At 60.4% G+C, this 19,345-nt stretch carries 19 protein-coding genes; 5 read left to right on the top strand and 14 right to left on the bottom strand.

What is annotated here, in order from left to right; genetic code table 11:
- Positions 1-279: 279 nt before the first annotated feature.
- The 9 genes from hflC to VLA07_RS13310 form a co-directional block, all read right to left on the bottom strand.
- Positions 280-1,149 (bottom strand): protease modulator HflC, encoded by an 870-nt coding sequence (gene hflC / locus VLA07_RS13350; RefSeq protein WP_027611416.1) that lies wholly within the window; start codon positions 1,147-1,149, stop codon positions 280-282.
- Positions 1,149-2,324, bottom strand: coding sequence for an FtsH protease activity modulator HflK (gene hflK / locus VLA07_RS13345; protein ID WP_007967435.1), 1,176 nt, complete (start codon positions 2,322-2,324; stop codon positions 1,149-1,151). The genes hflC and hflK overlap by 1 nt, the downstream gene beginning before the upstream one ends.
- A gap of 96 nt (positions 2,325-2,420) precedes the next feature.
- Positions 2,421-3,722: a ribosome rescue GTPase HflX gene (gene hflX / locus VLA07_RS13340; protein WP_003221114.1), complete on the bottom strand. Its 1,302-nt coding sequence runs from the start codon at positions 3,720-3,722 to the stop codon at positions 2,421-2,423.
- A gap of 12 nt (positions 3,723-3,734) precedes the next feature.
- Positions 3,735-3,995 (bottom strand): RNA chaperone Hfq, encoded by a 261-nt coding sequence (gene hfq, locus VLA07_RS13335; protein WP_003221112.1) that lies wholly within the window; start codon positions 3,993-3,995, stop codon positions 3,735-3,737.
- Between the two features lie 94 nt (positions 3,996-4,089).
- Positions 4,090-5,061, bottom strand: a complete 972-nt coding sequence (gene miaA, locus VLA07_RS13330) for a tRNA (adenosine(37)-N6)-dimethylallyltransferase MiaA (protein ID WP_096794765.1) — start codon at positions 5,059-5,061, stop codon at positions 4,090-4,092.
- On the bottom strand, positions 5,061-6,959 hold the full coding sequence (mutL, locus tag VLA07_RS13325; RefSeq protein ID WP_333989489.1) for a DNA mismatch repair endonuclease MutL: 1,899 nt from the start codon (positions 6,957-6,959) through the stop codon (positions 5,061-5,063). The genes miaA and mutL overlap by 1 nt, the downstream gene beginning before the upstream one ends.
- A 5-nt stretch (positions 6,960-6,964) precedes the next feature.
- A complete protein-coding gene (locus VLA07_RS13320) occupies positions 6,965-8,344 on the bottom strand; it encodes an N-acetylmuramoyl-L-alanine amidase (RefSeq protein ID WP_371260346.1) in 1,380 nt (459 codons plus the stop codon).
- A gap of 51 nt (positions 8,345-8,395) precedes the next feature.
- Positions 8,396-8,866 (bottom strand): tRNA (adenosine(37)-N6)-threonylcarbamoyltransferase complex ATPase subunit type 1 TsaE, encoded by a 471-nt coding sequence (tsaE, locus tag VLA07_RS13315; protein WP_007967425.1) that lies wholly within the window; start codon positions 8,864-8,866, stop codon positions 8,396-8,398.
- Positions 8,854-10,353: an NAD(P)H-hydrate dehydratase gene (locus VLA07_RS13310; RefSeq protein ID WP_247268686.1), complete on the bottom strand. Its 1,500-nt coding sequence runs from the start codon at positions 10,351-10,353 to the stop codon at positions 8,854-8,856. The genes tsaE and VLA07_RS13310 overlap by 13 nt, the downstream gene beginning before the upstream one ends.
- A 63-nt stretch (positions 10,354-10,416) precedes the next feature.
- Between VLA07_RS13310 and queG the strand changes: the two genes are divergently transcribed.
- Complete coding sequence (gene queG, locus VLA07_RS13305) at positions 10,417-11,487, top strand: tRNA epoxyqueuosine(34) reductase QueG (protein WP_247268685.1); 1,071 nt, start codon at positions 10,417-10,419, stop codon at positions 11,485-11,487.
- A 2-nt stretch (positions 11,488-11,489) separates the two neighbouring features.
- Here queG and VLA07_RS13300 read toward each other — a convergent pair whose 3' ends face one another.
- The 3 genes from VLA07_RS13300 to orn all read right to left on the bottom strand — a co-directional run bounded on the left by VLA07_RS13300 (position 11,490) and on the right by orn (position 14,049).
- A complete protein-coding gene (locus tag VLA07_RS13300; protein ID WP_027611410.1) occupies positions 11,490-12,536 on the bottom strand; it encodes a Fic family protein in 1,047 nt (348 codons plus the stop codon).
- Positions 12,537-12,690: 154 nt separating this feature from the next.
- A complete protein-coding gene (locus VLA07_RS13295; protein WP_003221099.1) occupies positions 12,691-13,302 on the bottom strand; it encodes a trimeric intracellular cation channel family protein in 612 nt (203 codons plus the stop codon).
- Positions 13,303-13,506: 204 nt separating this feature from the next.
- The gene (gene orn, locus VLA07_RS13290) at positions 13,507-14,049 is read right to left on the bottom strand and encodes an oligoribonuclease (protein WP_003221098.1); all 543 of its coding nucleotides are present in this window, start codon (positions 14,047-14,049) and stop codon (positions 13,507-13,509) included.
- Between the two features lie 107 nt (positions 14,050-14,156).
- Here orn and rsgA point away from each other — a divergent pair, with 107 nt between their 5' ends.
- The 4 genes from rsgA to VLA07_RS13270 all read left to right on the top strand — a co-directional run bounded on the left by rsgA (position 14,157) and on the right by VLA07_RS13270 (position 17,255).
- The gene (gene rsgA / locus VLA07_RS13285) at positions 14,157-15,188 is read left to right on the top strand and encodes a small ribosomal subunit biogenesis GTPase RsgA (protein WP_123585491.1); all 1,032 of its coding nucleotides are present in this window, start codon (positions 14,157-14,159) and stop codon (positions 15,186-15,188) included.
- 212 nt (positions 15,189-15,400) lie between these two features.
- Complete coding sequence (locus VLA07_RS13280) at positions 15,401-15,808, top strand: TIR domain-containing protein (RefSeq protein ID WP_027611408.1); 408 nt, start codon at positions 15,401-15,403, stop codon at positions 15,806-15,808.
- A 2-nt stretch (positions 15,809-15,810) separates the two neighbouring features.
- Entirely contained in the window at positions 15,811-16,770 is a 960-nt protein-coding gene (locus VLA07_RS13275) for a caspase family protein (RefSeq protein WP_098966926.1), read from the top strand.
- Positions 16,770-17,255: a toll/interleukin-1 receptor domain-containing protein gene (locus tag VLA07_RS13270; protein ID WP_027611406.1), complete on the top strand. Its 486-nt coding sequence runs from the start codon at positions 16,770-16,772 to the stop codon at positions 17,253-17,255. Before VLA07_RS13275 ends, VLA07_RS13270 begins: the two co-directional genes overlap by 1 nt.
- A 52-nt stretch (positions 17,256-17,307) precedes the next feature.
- On the opposite strand, the gene motB is transcribed toward VLA07_RS13270, so the two are convergent.
- Together motB and motA are read right to left on the bottom strand one after the other, a co-directional pair.
- The gene (motB, locus tag VLA07_RS13265; protein WP_098966924.1) at positions 17,308-18,384 is read right to left on the bottom strand and encodes a flagellar motor protein MotB; all 1,077 of its coding nucleotides are present in this window, start codon (positions 18,382-18,384) and stop codon (positions 17,308-17,310) included.
- A 3-nt stretch (positions 18,385-18,387) separates the two neighbouring features.
- Positions 18,388-19,239, bottom strand: coding sequence for a flagellar motor stator protein MotA (motA, locus tag VLA07_RS13260; RefSeq protein WP_007952169.1), 852 nt, complete (start codon positions 19,237-19,239; stop codon positions 18,388-18,390).
- Positions 19,240-19,345 lie beyond the last annotated feature (106 nt).

Below are 19,345 nucleotides of genomic sequence, written 5' to 3'. Positions count from 1 at the left end.
GCGGGCGAGCCTTGAGTGAAGCAGAAAATGACCGATCCGTTCAAAACGCACGCGCATGAACGACGCGGCGAAAGGCCTGTTACCGGCTTCGCCCATCACTTTCCTCGAAAAACGCTCGGGCCATTCAACCCGATGCCTGCAACAAAAAACAGCAATCAAACGTGCAGACGCAAAAAAGCCGGGAATTTCCCGGCTGCCGCATCATACACACGTTTTCCCAAAGGATCACCCCGCCCGAGGTTTTAGCCGCCGGGCGGAATGATTCAGGTCAACGTCGTATCAAGGCTTGGACTTTTCCAGGTAACGGAAGAAGTCGCTGCTTGGGTCGAGAACCATGACGTCGGATTTGTTCGCGAAGCTTTCACGGTAGGCACGCAGGCTACGGTAGAAACCGTAGAACTCCTGATCCTGGCCGTAGGCCTTGGAGTAGATCGCAGCGGCCTGGGCATCGCCATCACCGCGAATCTCTTCGGACTCACGATAGGCTTCAGCCAGCAGCACGCGGCGTTGACGATCGGCGTCGGCACGGATGCCTTCGGCCAGCTCGTTACCCTTGGCGCGGTGCTCGCGAGCTTCACGCTCACGCTCGGTGCTCATACGTTCGAACACGCTGCGGTTCACTTCTTTCGGCAGATCGATGGCCTTGACCCGGACATCGACGACTTCGATACCCAGCTCTTTTTCCGCCATCTTGTTCAGCGACGCGGTGATGTCAGCCATCAGCGCATCACGCTCACCCGACACCACTTCGTGCAGGGTGCGCTTGCCGAACTGGTCACGCAGACCGGATTCCAGACGACGGGACAGACGCTCGTCGGCGATCTGCTTGAGGCCGGAAGTCGCGGTGTAGAAGCGCTCGGCATCTTTCACCCGCCACTTGGCGTAGGCATCGACCATCACGGCTTTCTTTTCCAGGGTCAGGAAGCGCTGTGTCGGTGCATCCAGCGTCATCAGACGTGCGTCGAATTTACGCACCTGGTTAACGTAAGGCACTTTCACATGCAGGCCCGGCTGGACATCGGCCTGAACCACACGACCGAATTGCAGCAGCACCGCGCGCTCGGTCTGAGCCACGATATAGAAGCAGTTCCAGCCCACCAGCACCACGACAACGCCAACGATCAGGGCGATCAGCGATTTATTGCTCATCAGCGGGTCTCCCTTGTACGTGTCTGCGGCAGGTCAGTGACATGCGGCGCGACGTCCGTGTTGTTGCTGGCGGCGGCAGAACCGGTGACCGGTGCATTGCTGCCCGAACTGTTCTGGATCATTTTGTCCAACGGCAGGTAAAGCAGGTTGCTCTGGCCGTTTTTGTTGCCGGTCACGAGTACCTTGCTGGTATTGCTGAAGACTTCCTGCATGGTGTCCAGGTACAGACGCTGGCGGGTGACTTCAGGGGCCTTGCGATACTCGGCGACCAGTTTGGTAAAGCGATCCGCCTCACCCTTGGCGCGCGAGACCGTTTCGTCGCGGTAACCGTTGGCATCCTCGAGGATACGCTGGGCCTGACCACGGGCTTCCGGCACGACGCCGTTGGCGTAGGTTTCCGCCTGGTTGCGCGAACGCTGCTCGTCTTCACGGGCGCGGATCACGTCGTCGAAGGCTTCCTGCACTTCACGCGGTGCCGCTGCGCTCTGTACGTTGACCTGGGTGACGGTGATACCGGTGCGATAGGTATCGAGGAAACGTTGCAGACGCTCCTTGATTTCGCTGGCCATCAATTCACGACCTTCGGTCAGCACCTGATCCATGGCGGTCGAACCCACCACGTGGCGCAGGGCGCTGTCGGTCGCATGCTGCAGACTGATTTCCGGCTGATCAACGTTCAGCACGAAGTCCTGCAGGTTGCTGATCTTGTACTGCACGGTCAGCGGCACTTCGACGATGTTCTCGTCTTCAGTCAGCATCTGGCCCTGCTTGGTGTAGGCACGCTCACGCGTGACGTTTTCCATGTACTTCTTGTCGATCGGCGGGAAGTAGATGTTCAGGCCGGGGCCGACGGTCTCGTAGTACTTGCCGAAGCGCAGCACCACGGCTTGCTCCTGCTCGTCGACCACATAGACCGCGCTGTACAGCCAGACAGCCGCCAGCACGACAAGGCCGATGCCGAGCAGACCGCCAAAGCCGCCACCACTCCTGCCCGAACCACCGCCGTCATCACCACCGCGTTTCTTACCACCACCGAACAACCCGTTCAGGCTTTCCTGCAGCTTTCGGAAGGCCTCGTCGAGATCCGGTGGCCCCTTGCGGTCGCCGTTATTGCGGCGCTTGCCACCCCAAGGATCCTGATTATTCGAGTTGCCACCCGGCTCATTCCAAGCCATAGCGCTCTCCATCTGATAAAGCAAAGACGCACCCACGGCGCGCCGACCAATGCTACAGAATGCCTGCCGTTGCGGCACAACCGCTTTGCCAGGCTTTTATTGCAAAGTGTGTTGCTCGATGAATTCCATCGGCTGCAATCCTTCGCGGCTTACCAGTCGATTCAACTCGACACGGGGCAAACGAACGGCCAGCAGGCAGATGCCTTCTTCGTCATGCTCTTCTTTCTGTACCGCACCAAGTTCGAAGAACTGCGCACGCAGTCGAGCGAACCGTTGCGGCAAGCGCAATGTCCCCACAAACAAATCACTGCCCAGCAACTCGGCAATGGCTTGCTCAAGCAATTCCAGCCCCGTGCCATCGCGCGCCGACAGCCAGACCCGCTGCGGTTTGCCATCGGCATCGCGCTGGATCTGAGGCTCAACGCCTTCAAGCAAATCGAGTTTGTTGTATACCTCGAGGATCGGCAAGTCCTGGGCTCCGATCTCGCCCAGTACCACCATCACCTGCTCGATCTGCAACATGCGATCCGGTTCGGCCGCATCGATCACGTGCAACAGCAGGTCGGAATTGCTCGACTCTTCGAGCGTAGACCGAAATGCCTCGACCAGCTTGTGCGGCAAGTGCCGAATGAAACCTACCGTGTCCGCCAGAACGATCGGCCCCAGGTCGTCCAGTTCCAGACGGCGCAGGGTCGGGTCCAGCGTGGCGAACAATTGGTCGGCCGCGTACACCTCGGACTTGGTCACGTTATTGAACAGCGTGGATTTGCCGGCGTTGGTGTAGCCCACCAGAGAAACGGTAGGGATATCCGCACGGGAGCGGCCGCGTCGCGATTGCTCGCGCTGGCTGCGCACTTTTTCCAGACGACCCTTGATCTGACGCAGACGAACCCGCAGCAGACGCCGGTCGGTTTCGAGCTGGGTTTCACCCGGGCCACGCATGCCGATACCGCCACCCTGACGCTCAAGGTGAGTCCAGCCGCGAACCAGGCGGGTGCTCATGTGATCAAGCTGGGCCAGTTCTACCTGGAGCTTGCCTTCATGGGTACGGGCGCGCTGAGCGAAGATATCGAGAATCAGGCCGGTACGGTCGATCACGCGACACTCGAAAACACGTTCGAGGTTACGTTCCTGACTGGGCGTGAGGATGTGATTGAAAATCACCAGATCGGCCTTTTCGGCATGGACCAGGTCGCGTAATTCCTCGACCTTGCCGCTGCCAATCAGGAATTTGGCGGTTGGCCGATGACGCGGTACGTTAAAAAACGCAACGGTCTCGGCGCCCGCCGAATTAGCCAATTCCTGAAACTCCTGCGGATCTTCGCGCGCCTCAGGGTCCTGACCTTCCAAGTGAACGAGAATGACTCGCTCACCACCACCGTGGCGCTCAAAGAACAAAGGAGACTCCTATCAGGCGTTACCTGGCTCAGCGTCACCCGCATCGGATTCGGTTGCGCTAGGCAGACGAATTGGACGTACTGGCACGACTGTCGAGATAGCGTGTTTGTAAACCATCTGGCTGACGGTGTTTTTCAGCAGGATAACGAACTGGTCGAACGACTCGATCGTGCCTTGCAGTTTGATACCGTTGACCAGGTAGATGGAAACCCCAACTTTCTCTTTACGTAAAGTATTCAAGTAAGGGTCTTGTAGCGAATGCCCTTTTGACATGTGCCGCACTCCTTTAAGGATTCAATAATAAAAATAGGTAATTCAGATGGCTTTGGCCGCCACACCCCCAAGGATAGACGGCAATTGCAAGGACTCAGCTCAATATGGAGATGGTCCCAAGGTATTTCAAGGCGCGTGGCAGATTGTCGCAATCAAGACTGTCCAGCCAGTGCAGTTCTTCCCAGCTGCGCAGCCAGGTGAACTGGCGCTTGGCCAATTGACGCGTGGCAATGATGCCGCGTTCCTGCATTTCAGCTAACGACAGCTTGCCATCCAGGTAGTCCCAGACTTGGCGGTAGCCTACCGCACGTATAGACGGCAACCCGGAATGCAGGTCACTTCTTTTACGCAGGGCTACGACCTCGTCGATGAACCCCTGTTCCAGCATATTTGTGAATCTTTGTTTAATGCGCTCATGCAGTACCTGGCGATTTGCCGGAGCAATGGCCAAGTTCGCGACAGTATAGGGCAATTGTTGCCGTCCCGAAGCGGCTGCTTCAGTACTTTGCGCAGATTGTTGCTGACGCAGGGCAGTCATGCTCTGACCGCTGACCCGATAAACCTCCAGCGCCCGACTCAGGCGCTGCGGATCGTTCGGATGAATGCGTGCCGCCGATACCGGATCGATGCTCGCCAGTTGATCATGCAAGGCTTGCCAGCCAAGGCGTGCAGCCTCTTCTTCGATCTGCGCACGGACCTCGGGATCCGCCGCCGGCATGTCGGCCAAGCCATCAACCAACGCCTTGTAATAGAGCATGGTGCCGCCAACCAGCAGCGGAATTTTCCCGCGTGCGGTGATTTCAGCCATGGCTTGCAGGGCATCGCGGCGGAAATCCGCAGCCGAATAGGCCTCGGCCGGATCAAGAATGTCGATCAACCGGTGCGGAAACTCGGCCAGCAATTCTTTGGAAGGTTTGGCGGTGCCGATGTCCATGCCGCGATAGACCAGCGCCGAGTCGACGCTGATCAGCTCGCACGGCAGCACCTTGGTCAGCTCTATGGCCAGGTCGGTCTTGCCCGCAGCGGTCGGGCCCATCAGAAAAATCGCTGGAGGAAGCTGGCTCATCAACGACCGCGCAGGAACAGTTTGTCCAGATCGTCCAGGCCCAGTTGGGTCCAGGTCGGTCGGCCATGGTTGCATTGACCGCTGCGTTCGGTGTTTTCCATGTCGCGCAGCAGGCCGTTCATTTCCGGCAGGGCCAGGCGCCGGTTGGCACGGATCGCGCCGTGGCAGGCCATGGTCCCGAGCAGTTCGTTCAGGTGCGCCTGAATCCGGTCGCTGGTGCCGTATTCCATCAGGTCCGACAGCACGTCACCCACCAGACGATTGGCCTCGGCCTGCTTGAGCAGCGCCGGAATCTGGCGGATTGCCAATGTTTCCGGGCCCAGACGCTGCAGCTCGAAGCCCAGTTTCTGGAACCATGCAGCGTGTTCTTCAGCGCAATCGGCCTCTCGCTGACTGACCGCCAGCGACTCCGGCACCAACAGCGGCTGACCGCTGAGACCTTCGCTGGCCATGGCGATTTTCAGGCGTTCGTACATGATCCGCTCGTGCGCGGCATGCATGTCCACCAGCACCAAACCCTGAGCATTCTCGGAGAGAATGTAGATGCCCTTGAGCTGCGCCAGCGCGTAACCGAGCGGCGGAATGTCTTCCTGGCCGGCTGGCAGCGCGTTGGCATTCGCTTCCGGCAACGGTGCGAAGAACTCGCGGTAAGCAGCTTGTGCCTCGGCGGCCGGCACAGCCGACTGCGGACGCGGCGTGTACTGATATTGATAAGCGCCGCCAGCGCTGGCGCCCGACGAAGTATTGAACGCCGGTTGCGCCTGCGGCTGTTCCAGCAGCGCGTTGGCCGCCAGACGCATTTCGCCCTGTGGGCCGAACTCGCCGGCCTCGATGCCGCTTGGACGGACCACAGCGGTGGTGACAGAGCCGGCCAACTGATCTTCCGGACGCACATCGCCCAACGCGCGGTGCAACGTGCCGTAAAGGAAGTCATGCACCATGCGCCCGTCACGGAAGCGCACTTCGTGCTTGGTCGGGTGCACATTGACGTCCACCGCCGCCGGATCGACTTCGAAAAACAGCACAAAAGTCGGATGACGACCGTTGAACAGCACATCGCGATAAGCCTGACGCACCGCGTGGGCCACCAGTTTGTCGCGCACCGCACGGCCGTTTACGAAGAAATACTGCAAGTCCGCCTGGCTGCGGTTGAAGGTCGGCAACCCGACCCAGCCCCACAAGTGCAGGCCATTGCGCTCGATCTCGATCGGCAGCGCCTGCTCGAGGAAGCCCGAACCACAGATCGCCGCCACACGCCGAGCGCGGGCTGCATCATCGTGGGCCTCGTGCAGGCTGAGGATGGTCTTGCCGTTGTGGCGCAGATGGAAGGCCACGTCGAAACGCGCCAGCGCCAGACGCTTGATCACTTCTTGCAGGTGATCGAATTCGGTTTTTTCGGTCTTGAGAAACTTGCGCCGCGCCGGCGTATTGAAAAACAGGTCGCGCACTTCCACCGAGGTACCGACCGGATGCGCCGCCGGCTGCACCCGAGGCGCCATGTCGCGACCTTCGGTTTCAACCTGCCAGGCCTGATCAGCATCGCGTGTGCGCGAGGTCAGGGTCAGGCGCGCCACGGAGCTGATCGACGCCAGCGCCTCACCACGGAAGCCCAGGCTCATCACCTGCTCCAGGTCTTCAAGATTGCGAATCTTGCTGGTGGCGTGACGGGCCAGGGCCAGCGGCAGGTCATCGGCGGAAATGCCGCTGCCATCGTCACGCACCCGCAGCAGCTTGACGCCACCCTGCTCGACATCGACATCGATGCGCTTGGCACCGGAGTCGAGACTGTTTTCCAGCAACTCCTTGATCACCGAAGCCGGGCGCTCGACCACCTCGCCGGCGGCGATCTGGTTCGCCAGCCGCGGGCTGAGCAGTTCGATGCGTGCGGCGTTCAACACCTGATTCATTCTTTGGACGCCAGTTCGGTGCCGGGAATGGTCAGGTGCTGGCCGATCTTCAGCTCATCGCTACTGAGGTTGTTGGCACTGCGCAGCGTCGCGGGGGACACCTGATAACGCACGGCGATCATCGCCAGCGTCTCGCCCGGGCTCACGCGGTGATCGCGCGGGCCTTGGGCGATCTTGCCGGAATCACGCAGCCAGGCAATATAGGTGCCCGGTGGCGGATTCTGCTGGAAGAACTGGCGCACGCCGCTGCTGATCGAACGCGCCAGCGCCTGCTGGTGGCTCGATGCCGAGAGCTTGTTCGCCTCGTTGGCGTTGGAGATAAATCCGGTTTCGACGAGGATCGACGGGATGTCCGGCGACTTCAGCACCATGAATCCGGCCTGCTCCACGCGCTGTTTGTGCAGCGGGGTCACGCGGCCGATGTTGGTCAGGACTTTCTGGCCGACGTTGAGGCTGGAGGTCAGCGAAGCGGTCATCGACAGGTCAAGCAGTACGCCGGCGAGCATGCGGTCCTTGTCGTCGAGGCTGACGTTGCCGGCACCACCGATCAGGTCGGAACGGTTTTCGCTGTCGGCCAGCCAACGGGCGGTTTCCGATGTCGCGCCGCGATCAGACAGGGCAAACACCGAGGCACCGAAGGCTGCCGCAGACGGCGCAGCGTCGGCGTGGATCGAAACGAACAGGTCAGCGCCCTTCTTGCGGGCAATTTCGGTACGGCCGCGCAACGGGATGAAGTAGTCACCGGTACGGGTCAGCTCGGCGCGGAAACCTTTCATGCCGTTGACCTGACGCTGCAGCTCGCGGGCGATCTGCAGCACCACGTCTTTCTCACGCTGGCCGCGCGAGCCGGACGCACCCGGGTCTTCGCCGCCGTGACCGGCGTCGATCACCACAATGATGTCGCGCTTGCCGGCCGGGGCCGGTGGCAACTTGATCGCCGGTTCAGACGGTGTCACAGGCACTGCCGGCACGGTGGCGACCGATGGCGTTGGCGCAGGCGGCGGCGCGGCATCGGCCGGGTTGTCGAACAGGTCGACCACCAGACGGTTGCCATATTGCGCGTTCGGCGCCAGCGAGAAACTTTTCGGGGTGACGGCTTTTTTCAGGTCGATGACCACTCGCAGATCGGTCGGCGTGCGCTGGGCCGAGCGCATCGCGGTGATCGGCGTGTTAGCAGTCGAGACCTTTAACGGCGCCCCCAGGGTGGCGCCATTGATGTCGATCACCAGCCGATCCGGTGCGGTCAGGGTGAAGACGCTGTGCTGCACCGGACCGCTCAGGTCGAAGACCAGTCGCGTGTTGTCCGGCGCCCGCCACAGGCGCACGCTGTTGACCTTTGTCTCGGCCACAGCGTTGACGGTTACTGCCATCAACATCAGTCCAACGGCAGCCACCAACGCGCGAAAGCGCATACCTAACCCCATCATTTAATTGGATTCCAATGCCAAAGCGGCACACCAGGCCTCGCCACGCGAGCCCTGGGATAAAATTTTCAGCGAACGCCCGCTGTCTTGCGGGCTAATGGTAATGGTCAGGTCAGGCTTTGGCAAAAAGCCTGCACCTTTATCGGGCCACTCGATCAGGCACAGTGCGTCGTCTTCGAAATAGTCGCGGATGCCGAGGAACTCCAGCTCCTCCGGATCGACCAGGCGATACAGGTCGAAGTGGAAGGCGCGCACGTCGCCGATCTCGTAGGGTTCGACCAGGGTGAAGGTCGGACTTTTTACCGCGCCAACGTGCCCCAGCCCACGAATGATGCCCCGCGACAGGGTGGTTTTGCCCATGCCCAGATTGCCTTCCAGGAAAATCAGGCCGTGACCCTGGGTAACGCGGGCGATCCGTGCGCCAAAGTCGCTCATGGCCTGTTCATCGGCCAGGTACAGGGTTACTTCAGACACGGTGCATGCTCCTCCAACAACTGACGAATGACTGGAATCAGATCACTGGCCGCCAGTCCACGGCCGAATTTACCTTGTTGCGCGCCGGCATTGGCGTGCAGCCAGACTGCCAGGCACGCGGCATCGAAGCCATCCATGCCTTGGGCCAACAACGCGCCAGTCAAGCCGGCGAGTACGTCGCCCAGGCCGGCGGTGGCCATGGCCGGATGGCCTTGATGACACAGCGCCAGACGCCCATCGGGGTGGGCGATCAGGCTGCCGGCGCCTTTGAGCACGACGACGGCCGAGTATTTTTTGCTCAACGCCCGCGCGGCGGCCGGGCGATCTGCCTGCACCTCAGCGGTACTCACACCCAGCAGGCGTGCCGCCTCGCCCGGATGCGGGGTGATCACGCATTCCTTGGGCAGACTGACAAATCCGCTCGCCAGCAGATTCAATGCGTCGGCGTCCCAAACCTGTGGCAGCGGCGCATTGGCGGCAGCGGACAACAGTGCCCGCCCCCAACTCGCCTGTCCGAGTCCCGGACCAACCACCAGCACCGAAACCTTTTCCAGCAGCCCCATCAACTGATTGGCCGACGACGTGCCGAGCACCATGACTTCCGGCATCCGCGTCAGCGCTGCCGGGACATGTTCCGCACGGGTTGCCAGCGACACCATGCCCGCGCCGCTGCGCAAGGCCGTTTCGCTACTGAGCAGAATCGCCCCGCCAAAACCCTGATCGCCACCGATCAGCAGCAAATGCCCGAAGCGCCCTTTGTGTGCCGCGGGCGCACGCGGGGCCAATCGTGGAAGATTAGCCGCCGAGAGACGCAGAGCGCTGACAGGAATGTCACGGTAGATGTCGGCGGCGGCTTGTAGATCGTTAAACACCAACGCCCCGACCTGATCCGCCGCATCCCCGGTGAACAGGCCGAGCTTCAAGCCGATGAAAGTCACGGTAAGGTCAGCGTGAACCGCAATGCCGAGGACATGTCCAGTATCGGCAGACAGCCCGGAAGGAATATCCACCGCCACCACCGGCAGGCCACTGGCATTGATCGCCTTGATCGCAGCGGCATACGGCTCACGGACATCGCCGGCCAGCCCGGTGCCGAGCAAGGCATCGACAATCACCCCGCGCAGCTCGCTTTGCGAAGTCCAACCCTGCACGGCGACGCCATCGTTGATGGCCTGCGCGTAAGCCTGTGCTGCATCGCCCTGCAAACGTTGCGGATCACCGACGGCCAGCACCCGCACCGCCCACCCGGCCCGGTGCGCCAGTGTGGCGATCAGAAAACCATCACCGGCGTTGTTGCCATGCCCGGCAAGCACAGTCATTTCGCTCGCCGACGGCCATTGCCGCACCAATGCACGCCAGGTCGCGTGCGCGGCGCGCTGCATCAATTCGAAGCCCGGCGTGCCCGCAGCGATCAGCCGCGCATCGAGTGCTCGCACCTGTGCGGCGCCATACAGCGCGTCGGGTAATTGATCTTTCGTGTGCGGCATGCGTCTTCGGGCTCCGATGTCTGGCAGAATTATACGCACCTCAGCTCCGGTTTCTCTCGCCTCATGTCCGCCATCACCACAGATCTGCCCGCCCTCGCCCAATCGATCAAGGATTGGGGCCGCGAGCTGGGCTTCCAGCAAGTCGGCATCAGCGGTCTGGACCTGGCCGAGCATGAGCAGCACCTGGAGCGCTGGCTCGCCGCCGGCTACCACGGCGAAATGGATTACATGGGCGCCCACGGCAGCAAACGCTCGCATCCGGAGCAACTGGTTCCGGGTACGTTACGCGTGGTTTCGCTGCGCATGGACTACCTGCCCGGCGACACGCAAATGGCGCAAATGCTCGCCCAACCGGAGAAAGCCTACGTTTCGCGTTATGCCTTGGGCCGCGATTACCACAAATTGATCCGTAAACGTGTGCAGCAATTGGCCGACAGGATTCAATCGGAGATCGGCCCGTTCGGTTTTCGCGCTTTCGTCGACAGCGCCCCGGTGCTGGAAAAAGCCATCGCCGAGCAGGCCGGGCTGGGCTGGATCGGCAAAAATACCCTGGTGCTGAACCGCAAGGCCGGCAGCTATTTCTTCTTGAGCGAACTGTTCGTCGATCTGCCGCTGCCGGTGGACGAACCGCACAGCAGCGAACATTGCGGGCGCTGCACGGCGTGCCTGGACATCTGCCCGACCAACGCCTTCGTCGGCCCGTATGTGCTGGACGCCCGACGCTGCATCTCCTACCTGACCATCGAACTGAAAAACGCCATCCCCGAAGACCTGCGCCCGCTGATCGGCAACCGCGTGTTCGGCTGCGACGACTGCCAGATCGTCTGCCCGTGGAACCGCTTCGCCAAGCCATCCGGGGAAAGCGATTTCAAGCCACGGCACAACCTGGACAACGCCGAACTGGCGGAACTGTTTCTGTGGGACGAGGATAAATTTCTCAGCAGCACCGAAGGCTCACCGCTGCGCCGTGCCGGTTACGAGCGCTGGCTACGCAATCTGGCGGTCGGGCTGGGCAACGCGCCGTCGAGCATTCCGGTGCTGGAGGCCTTGAAGGCGCGCCGTGACTACCCATCAGAGCTGGTGCGTGAACATGTTGAGTGGGCGCTGAAACAGCACGCTGAACGCCGTACTTGAGGCTATGCCGGCTTTCTCCACTTGGCTGTGCGCCCCTTACCTGTCGGCTCAATCAGCCCTTCTGCTTTCAGTGATCGTAAAACCAGGCGCACTGTATCGCGACTGACTCCCGGACAGGACTCTTCAATTTCCGAGATGGAAAAAGGGAGGACTCGCTTCAAGGCTTCGTCTCTGATTCGGTCGCTTTTACCCCCTCGACGCTTCTCAATCGTACCCACTCGCTCTTCGAACTCTTTGTACGCTCTAAGCAATGCCCCCCAAAAATAATCCATCCATGGCCGAACATCATGCGTGCCCTCGTGCCATCCCTGAGAACTCAGTTCGAGTGTTGCGTAATAGCCCTCCTTTGACTCCTCGAATATCCGTTCAAGACTGATAAATCGCCCGACTCGGTAATCAAATTGATAGAGCAGCAGCAATGTCAGCAGACGAGCGACGCGACCATTTCCGTCAGAGAAGGGGTGTATGCAAAGGAAGTCGAGGACCGTAAGCGGCACTAAAACCAAAGGGTCAGCCAGATTCAATGCCAGCGCCCGGTGGTAATGCCCCAGGGTTTCAGTCACCGCAATAGGGGTCATATGAGCAGGAACAGGTTGGAAGCGAATCCGCGATGAACCATCGGCATGACGCTCGATGATGTCGTTGTTCATCGCCTTCCATTCACCACCATCCTGAGGTAGATAGCGGTAAAGAAGACTGTGTAATTGTCTAAGAACACCTTCGGAAAATGGCATCCCATCGGCAGATTCATGGATGAGTGACAGTGCGTCCCGATAGCCAGCAATTTCCTGTTCGGATCGGCTCTTGGGATCAGTGTTTTTGCTCATCAGTGACTTCAGCCGCGCTGGCGCGACAGTTACACCCTCCAGTCGGTTAGATGACTCCGTGGATTCGATTACGGCTATCTGCGTAAGCCCTTGGAGGACCTGCGGCGATTGAGCAACGAACAGTTGTTGCTTACCCCGAAACTCTCCCAATGCACGAAGCGTCGCAATCTGAAGACCGTCGAAGCGCAAGGCGTCAAGAAATTCCGGGGTGAGTGAGTGCATGATTCAGGCAGCCGTCTAAATGAGGTAAAAAGACTTAAATAGGGTATTTCAGGACAAAATACCCCTTTTAGGCTTTATTTTTTACCCTATTTAGAGGCGCGGCATCTATTCAACATTCCCGACAGAATATTTCCACTCGCCCGCCAGCGTGAGGTCAAGGTGCGTCGTTATAAACGAACTTGGGCATTTCCCAGTGGAAACGGATTGCCAGCAACCGCAACAGAAAACCGCCGAACAAGGTAATCAGAATCGCCTGTTCGCTCGGCACATTCAGGTACAGGCAGAGCATGTAGCACCACGCGGCGGCGAACGAGACGCTGGCGTACAGTTCGCGGCGGAAGATCAGCGGGATGTCGTTGCAGAAGATGTCACGCAGGATGCCGCCGAAGACGCCGGTGATCACACCGCTGACCGAGGCCACCAGCATGCCGTGGCCCATTTCCAGAGCGGTCATGCAGCCGATCAGGGTGAACGCCACCAGGCCGACCGCATCGAGCACCAGAAACAATGAGCGCAGGTGACGCATCCAGCGTGCGGTGAACACAGTGAGCATCGCGGCGGCCGAGGTCAGCACCAGGTATTCCGGGTGCTTGACCCACGTCAGCGGATAGTGCCCGAGCAACACGTCACGTACCGAACCGCCGCCCAATGCCGTGACGCAGGCGATCAACACCACCCCGAACCAGTCCATGCCGCGCCGCCCGGCAGACAGCGCGCCGGTCATGGCTTCAGCGGTAATGGCGATCAGATAGAGCATCAGCAACATGGCGGCGGTCCTGGCAGGAAGGCGCGCAGTCTAGCCATTTCAGCGCCGCACCAGAAGGGGGCGCGCTCCGGGATGCATTTCTGACTTGAATCTTACGGGACTCTGACGCCCTCTTCGCGAGCAAGCCCGCTCCCACAGGGGGAACGCATTCCAAATGGTGGGAGCGGGCTTGCTCGCGAAGACGTCAGGGCAGACACCCCTCAATCAGAACTTGATGAAATGCTTGCGGTAGTGCTGCAGCTCGGCGATCGACTCGCGGATGTCGTCCAGCGCCAGGTGAGTGCTGCCCTTCTTGAAGCTGTCGCGCACGTCCGGTGCCCAGCGTGCGGCCAGCTCTTTGAGCGTCGACACGTCGAGGTTGCGGTAGTGGAAGTAGCTTTCCAGTGCCTTCATGTGGGTATAAAGGAAGCGACGATCCTGGCAGATGCTGTTGCCGCAGATCGGCGACTTGCCTTTTGGCACCCACTTTTCCAGGAAAGCGATGGTTTCGGCCTCGGCCTCGGCCATGCTGATACGGCTGTCACGCACGCGCTGGGTCAGGCCCGAGTTGCCGTGGGTGCGGGTGTTCCACTCGTCCATGCGGGCGAGCACTTCGTCACTGTGGTGAATGGCGATCACCGGGCCTTCGGCCAGGGTGTTCAGGTCACTGTCGGTGACGATGGTGGCCATTTCGATGATGACGTCGTTTTCCGGATCCAGACCGGTCATTTCCAGGTCGATCCAGATCAGGTTCTGCGGGTTTTGCATATTCGGGCTCCTAGGCAATGCTGCGCAGTTTAGCCTAGGCCGGTGCCCGGGCGTGCTAAACTCGCGGCCGTTTTACCTAATCGCTGCATTCTTCAGACGGAACACCCATGGCCAAACGCCAACTCAATCGTCGTCAAAACTGGCGCATCGAAAAGATTCAGGGCGAGCGCGCCGCCCGCGCCGCCAAACGCGAGTCCTCGGCGGTCGAAGCCCTCGAGGGCGGCGACCTCGGCCCCGAGCAGCACGGTCTGGTGATCGCCCACTTCGGTGTGCAGGTCGAAGTCGAGGCCGTGGACGGCGAACAGGCCGGCCAGGTTTTCCGTTGCCACCTGCGCGCCAACCTGCCGGCGCTGGTAACCGGTGATCGGGTGGTCTGGCGCGCCGGCAACCAAGGCATCGGGGTGATCGTCGCGCAACTGCCGCGCACCACCGAACTCTGCCGCCCCGACAGCCGAGGCCAGCTCAAGCCAGTGGCCGCCAACGTCGACATGATCGTCATCGTCTTCGCACCGCTGCCCGAGCCGCATGCCAACCTGATCGACCGCTACCTGGTCGCTGCCGAACACGCCGGCATCCGCCCGTTGCTGTTGCTGAACAAGTTCGACCTGATCGACGAGCAGAACGCCCCGGCACTCAACGCCCTGCTGGCGGTGTACCGCACGCTGGGTTATCCGGTGCTGGAAGTCTCGGCGCATCACGGCAATGGCATGGAACAGTTGCAGAAGCAGCTCGACGGGCGCATCAGCGTGTTCGTCGGCCAGTCCGGCGTCGGCAAGTCGTCGCTGGTCAACAGCCTGCTGCCGGAAGTCGAAACCCGCGTCGGCCCGTTGTCGGAGCTGTCCGGTCAGGGCACGCACACCACGACCACCGCACGCCTGTTCCACTTCCCGGGCGGCGGCGAGTTGATCGACTCCCCGGGTATCCGTGAGTTCGGTCTGGGCCACGTCAGCCGCGCCGACGTCGAAGCCGGTTTCATCGAGTTCAACGACCTGCTCGGCACCTGCCGCTTCCGCGACTGCAAACACGATCGCGAACCCGGTTGCGCACTGCTCAAGGCCCTGGAAGACGGCCGCGTGCAGCAGCAGCGGATGAACAGCTACCGCTCGATCATCGCCAGCCTGCCGGAAAACGGCTACTAAACATCTGCACCGGCAGCCTCTCGCCCGAGGGCTGCCGGATGTCGGACCGCGCCTGACAAATCCTCGATTCCGTTAAACGTCAGACTCTTCTGACAGACTCGTTCGCACCTGTTTGCAGGACATTTCTCTTTCACCGCCCAGCCCTTGTAGGCTCGCGTCAGATGCCTAGATTGGGGTCCTCCTTCGTACCTTCGCGACCTTCGAGGAACCCCATGCAGACCTACCATTTGTTCATCAGCCATTCGTGGAACTACGCCCACGCTCACGACAATCTGGTACGCCTGCTCGGCGCCAGACCGGATTTCAGTTTCAAGAATTTTTCCGTGCCGCCGCACAACCCGATCATGGGCGCGCAGACCGACAAGCAACTCGAAGAAGCCATCGAGAACAAGATTCGTCCGTGCTCGGCGGTGCTGATCATGGCCGGGATGTATTCGACTTACAGCAAGTGGATCAACAAGGAAATCGAGATCGCCAAGCGCATGGGCAAAGTGATCATCGCGATCAAGCCGTTCGGCGCCGAGCGTATTTCCAGCGTCGTGCGTGAGGCGGCGCACGCCGAGTGCGCGTGGAACACCAACAGCATCATCGGTGCGATCCGTCAGCACACGGCGGTGTAACCATGCGCAAGGGACTGTTTATCGGCATCAACCACTACGACCACGTCTCGCCCTTGAGCGGCTGTAACAACGACGCCATGGCCATGGCGTCGGTGCTGGAGCGTCATGCCAACGGGCGACCGAACTTCAGCAGCAAAGTGCTGACTTCAGCCGAAGAAAAACTCACGCTCAGCCACATGAAACAGCAGATCCAGAGCCTGTTCTCAGGCGATTGTGACGTAGCACTGCTGTACTTCGCCGGCCATGGTCAGTTTGACACCAGCATCGACGAAGGGCTCCTGATTCCCCAGGACTATCAGCCTGGCGGAGACGGGATCCGCATCAGCGACATTCTGGAGTGGGCGGACAAGGCCCCGCACATCAAGAACAAAATCATCATTCTCGATTGCTGCCAGGCCGGCGCAGCAGGCGCCATGCGCAATCTGCGTGGCGGCAGCAGTGTGATCGGCGAAGGCGTGACCATTCTCACGGCCTGCAAAAAAGAACAGTACGCCCTGGAAAGTCGCGGTCATGGCGTATTCACGGATCTGTTGCTGCAAGCGCTGCACGGTGGCGCTGCCAACGTACTCGGCAAGGTCACCCCCGGTAGCGTTTACTCATTTGTCGACAATGCGCTGGGCGCCTGGGAACAGCGTCCGGTATTCAAGACCAATGTCTCGCAGTTCGTACCGCTGCGCGAGGTCGCGCCGCTGATTGCCGAGGAAACCCTGCGCAAACTCAAGGACTGGTTCCCGGAGCCGAGCTTCGTTTTCAGACTCGATCCCAGCTACGAGCCCACCGAAGCGCTGTTCGACCCCGAGCACGGCGACATTTTCAAGCAACTGCAAATGTGCAATCGCCACAGCCTGATCGAACCGGTGGATGCCGAGCACATGTACTACGCCGCCATTCACTCCACTGGCTGCCGCCTCACGGCGCTCGGCGCCTATTACCGTGAACTCGCCCTCAAAGGACACTTCTGATGCCCGTATTCATCAGCTACCGCCACATGGATCGCCCGCAGGCCATGGCGATCAATGCGCAATTGATGCAGGCCAACATCAAGACTTACCTCGACGTACTCGACCCGGAGTCGCAGACCACCGACGACATCACCGGGGTGATCACCCGCAACATCACCGAATGCACGCACCTGCTCGCGGTGGTTTCAGAGAAAACCGCTCTGTCGTGGTGGGTGCCGTTCGAAATCGGCGAAGCGACGATCAGCAACCGCCGGATCTGCTCGTTCCGCACCGGACCGGCAAAGCTGCCGGAGTATCTGGACAAGTGGCCGAAGCTGAGCACGGCCAGTGATTTGAATTTCTTCATCGATGCCTATCGTGAAGAAGTATCGAGCAAGCGCTCGATGACGCTGGATTCGAGCAACGAATCCTTCAGCGGCACCTATAAGCGCAACGCCGATCTTTTCCATGAACAACTGAAGAACCGGATTCGGCGCGGTTTCTGAGGCCAATCGACAGCCACAAAAAAGCCGACATCACTGTCGGCTTTTTTGTCGCTCACTGCTTCGGCGCAGGGGCCGGTGCAGCGGCTGGCGGAGCTGTTGGCGCTGGCGCCGCAGTCCCCGGCACTGCCGGTTTTGGTGCAGCGTCATCGAACAGGTTCAAACGTTCGCGCAACTCGTGGGCCGGCACAGGTTGCTGATCCGCCGGCAGCGCGTTCGGATCGACCGGCGTCGCCGGAGCGGCGCCGTTCTGACCTTCGGCGGCTGGCTTGGCCGCGTCGGCACCTTGCGAACCTTCGATGGCGGCCTGGGCCTTTTTGGTCAGGACCACGATGTCGATGCGGCGGTTGACCGGGTTGAACGGGTTTTCCTTGTCGAACAGCGCCGACGAGGCATAACCGACAACCCGCGCCACCTGCGAATCCGGATAGCTCCCGGCCACCAGCGCACGCCGCGCGGCGTTGGCACGGTTGGCCGAGAGCTCCCAGTTGCCGAAATCGCCGGTGCCGATGTACGGCTTGGCGTCGGTGTGGCCGCTGATGCTGATCTTGTTCGGCACCGCTTTGATGGTGTCGGCCATGGCCAGCAGGATGTCTTCGAAGTACGGCTTCAGACGTGCCGAGCCCGAGTCGAACATCGGCCGGTTTTCCGCGTCCATGATCTGGATGCGCAAGCCGTTCGGGGTGATCTCGAACAGGATCTGATCCTTGAACTTCTGCAACTGCGGGTTCTCGTCGACCTTGTTCTGCAGTTCTTGCAGCAACAGCTCCAGGCGTTCTTTCTCGACCTGTTCGGCCATGCCTTCGACCTGCTCGGTGTCGACCGTGACCTTGTCCGGTTGCGGCTGGGATTTCACCTCAGGGTTGAGGGTGTTTTCCGGTGCCAGGGTCGGCGTGCCGCCCAGATCAATGATGTACGGCGTGCCGCTTTCGGAGAAGCCGACCGGATCCTTGAAGTAACCGGCGATGGCGATCTTCTGCTCCGGTGTCGCGGTGGACAGCAGCCACAACACCAGGAAGAACGCCATCATCGCCGTGGCGAAGTCGGCGAAGGCGATTTTCCACGCCCCGCCGTGGTGCCCACCGGCTATGCGCTTGACGCGCTTGATGATTATCGGCTGATTATTTTCCATGGCTTAGCGACCGCGAACGGCTTGTTCCAGCTCGGCAAAGCTTGGACGGTGCGCCGGATACAGAACCTTGCGCCCGAACTCCACGGCCAGCGATGGCGGCATGCCGGAAGCCGAAGCCACCAGCGAGGCCTTGATGGCTTCGTAGACGTTCAGTTCTTCCTTGGCATCGTGCGCCAGGGAATGCGCCAACGGCCCGAAGAAACCGTAGGCCGCGAGAATACCGAAGAAGGTACCGACCAGTGCCGCACCCACGTGCAGGCCGATGGATTTCTGATCGCCTTCACCCAGGGACGCCATGGTCACCACGATACCCAGTACCGCCGCGACGATACCGAAACCGGGCATGGCGTCGGCGATGCCGTTCACCGCATGGGACGGGTGCTCGAGGTCTTCCTTGAGGCTGTAGAGTTCCATGTCGAACAGACCTTCCAGCTCATGCGGAGCCATGTTGCCGGAGGACATGATGCGCAGGTAATCGCAGATGAACGCGGTCATGCGCTCGTCTTTGAGTACCGCCGGATACTTGGCGAAAATCGGGCTCGCGGCAGCGTCTTCGATGTCGCCTTCGATGGCCATCATGCCTTCGCGGCGGCTCTTGTTGAGGATCTCGTAGATCAGGCCAAGCACTTCCAGATAGAACGTGTGGCTGAAGCGCGAACTGAACATGCTCAGGGATTTCTTGAGCACGTGCATCGTCATGTAACCGGGGTTGGCCTGGAGGAATGCACCGAGGGCCGCACCACCGATGATCATCACCTCGAAGGGCTGGATCAGGGCGGCAATTTTGCCGTGGGAGAGCACGTATCCGCCGAGCACGCTCGCGAATACGACGATGATGCCGATAATTTTAGCCATAGGTAGAAAGTACTTATTTAAGTCGGGTTCAAGGTCATATTCGGAAGTTAAAAAATCTCTTCTTCTACTTATCGGCAAAACTGCGCCAGACTATAGCCAGTTCAGG

Origin of the sequence: Pseudomonas sp. S3(2024) (assembly GCF_036861315.1) — a bacterium.
GTDB classification, from domain to species: Bacteria; Pseudomonadota; Gammaproteobacteria; order Pseudomonadales; family Pseudomonadaceae; genus Aquipseudomonas; species Aquipseudomonas putida_A.
Note: the sequence above shows the minus strand (reverse complement) of the source record. Positions and strands in the feature narration are given on the sequence as shown.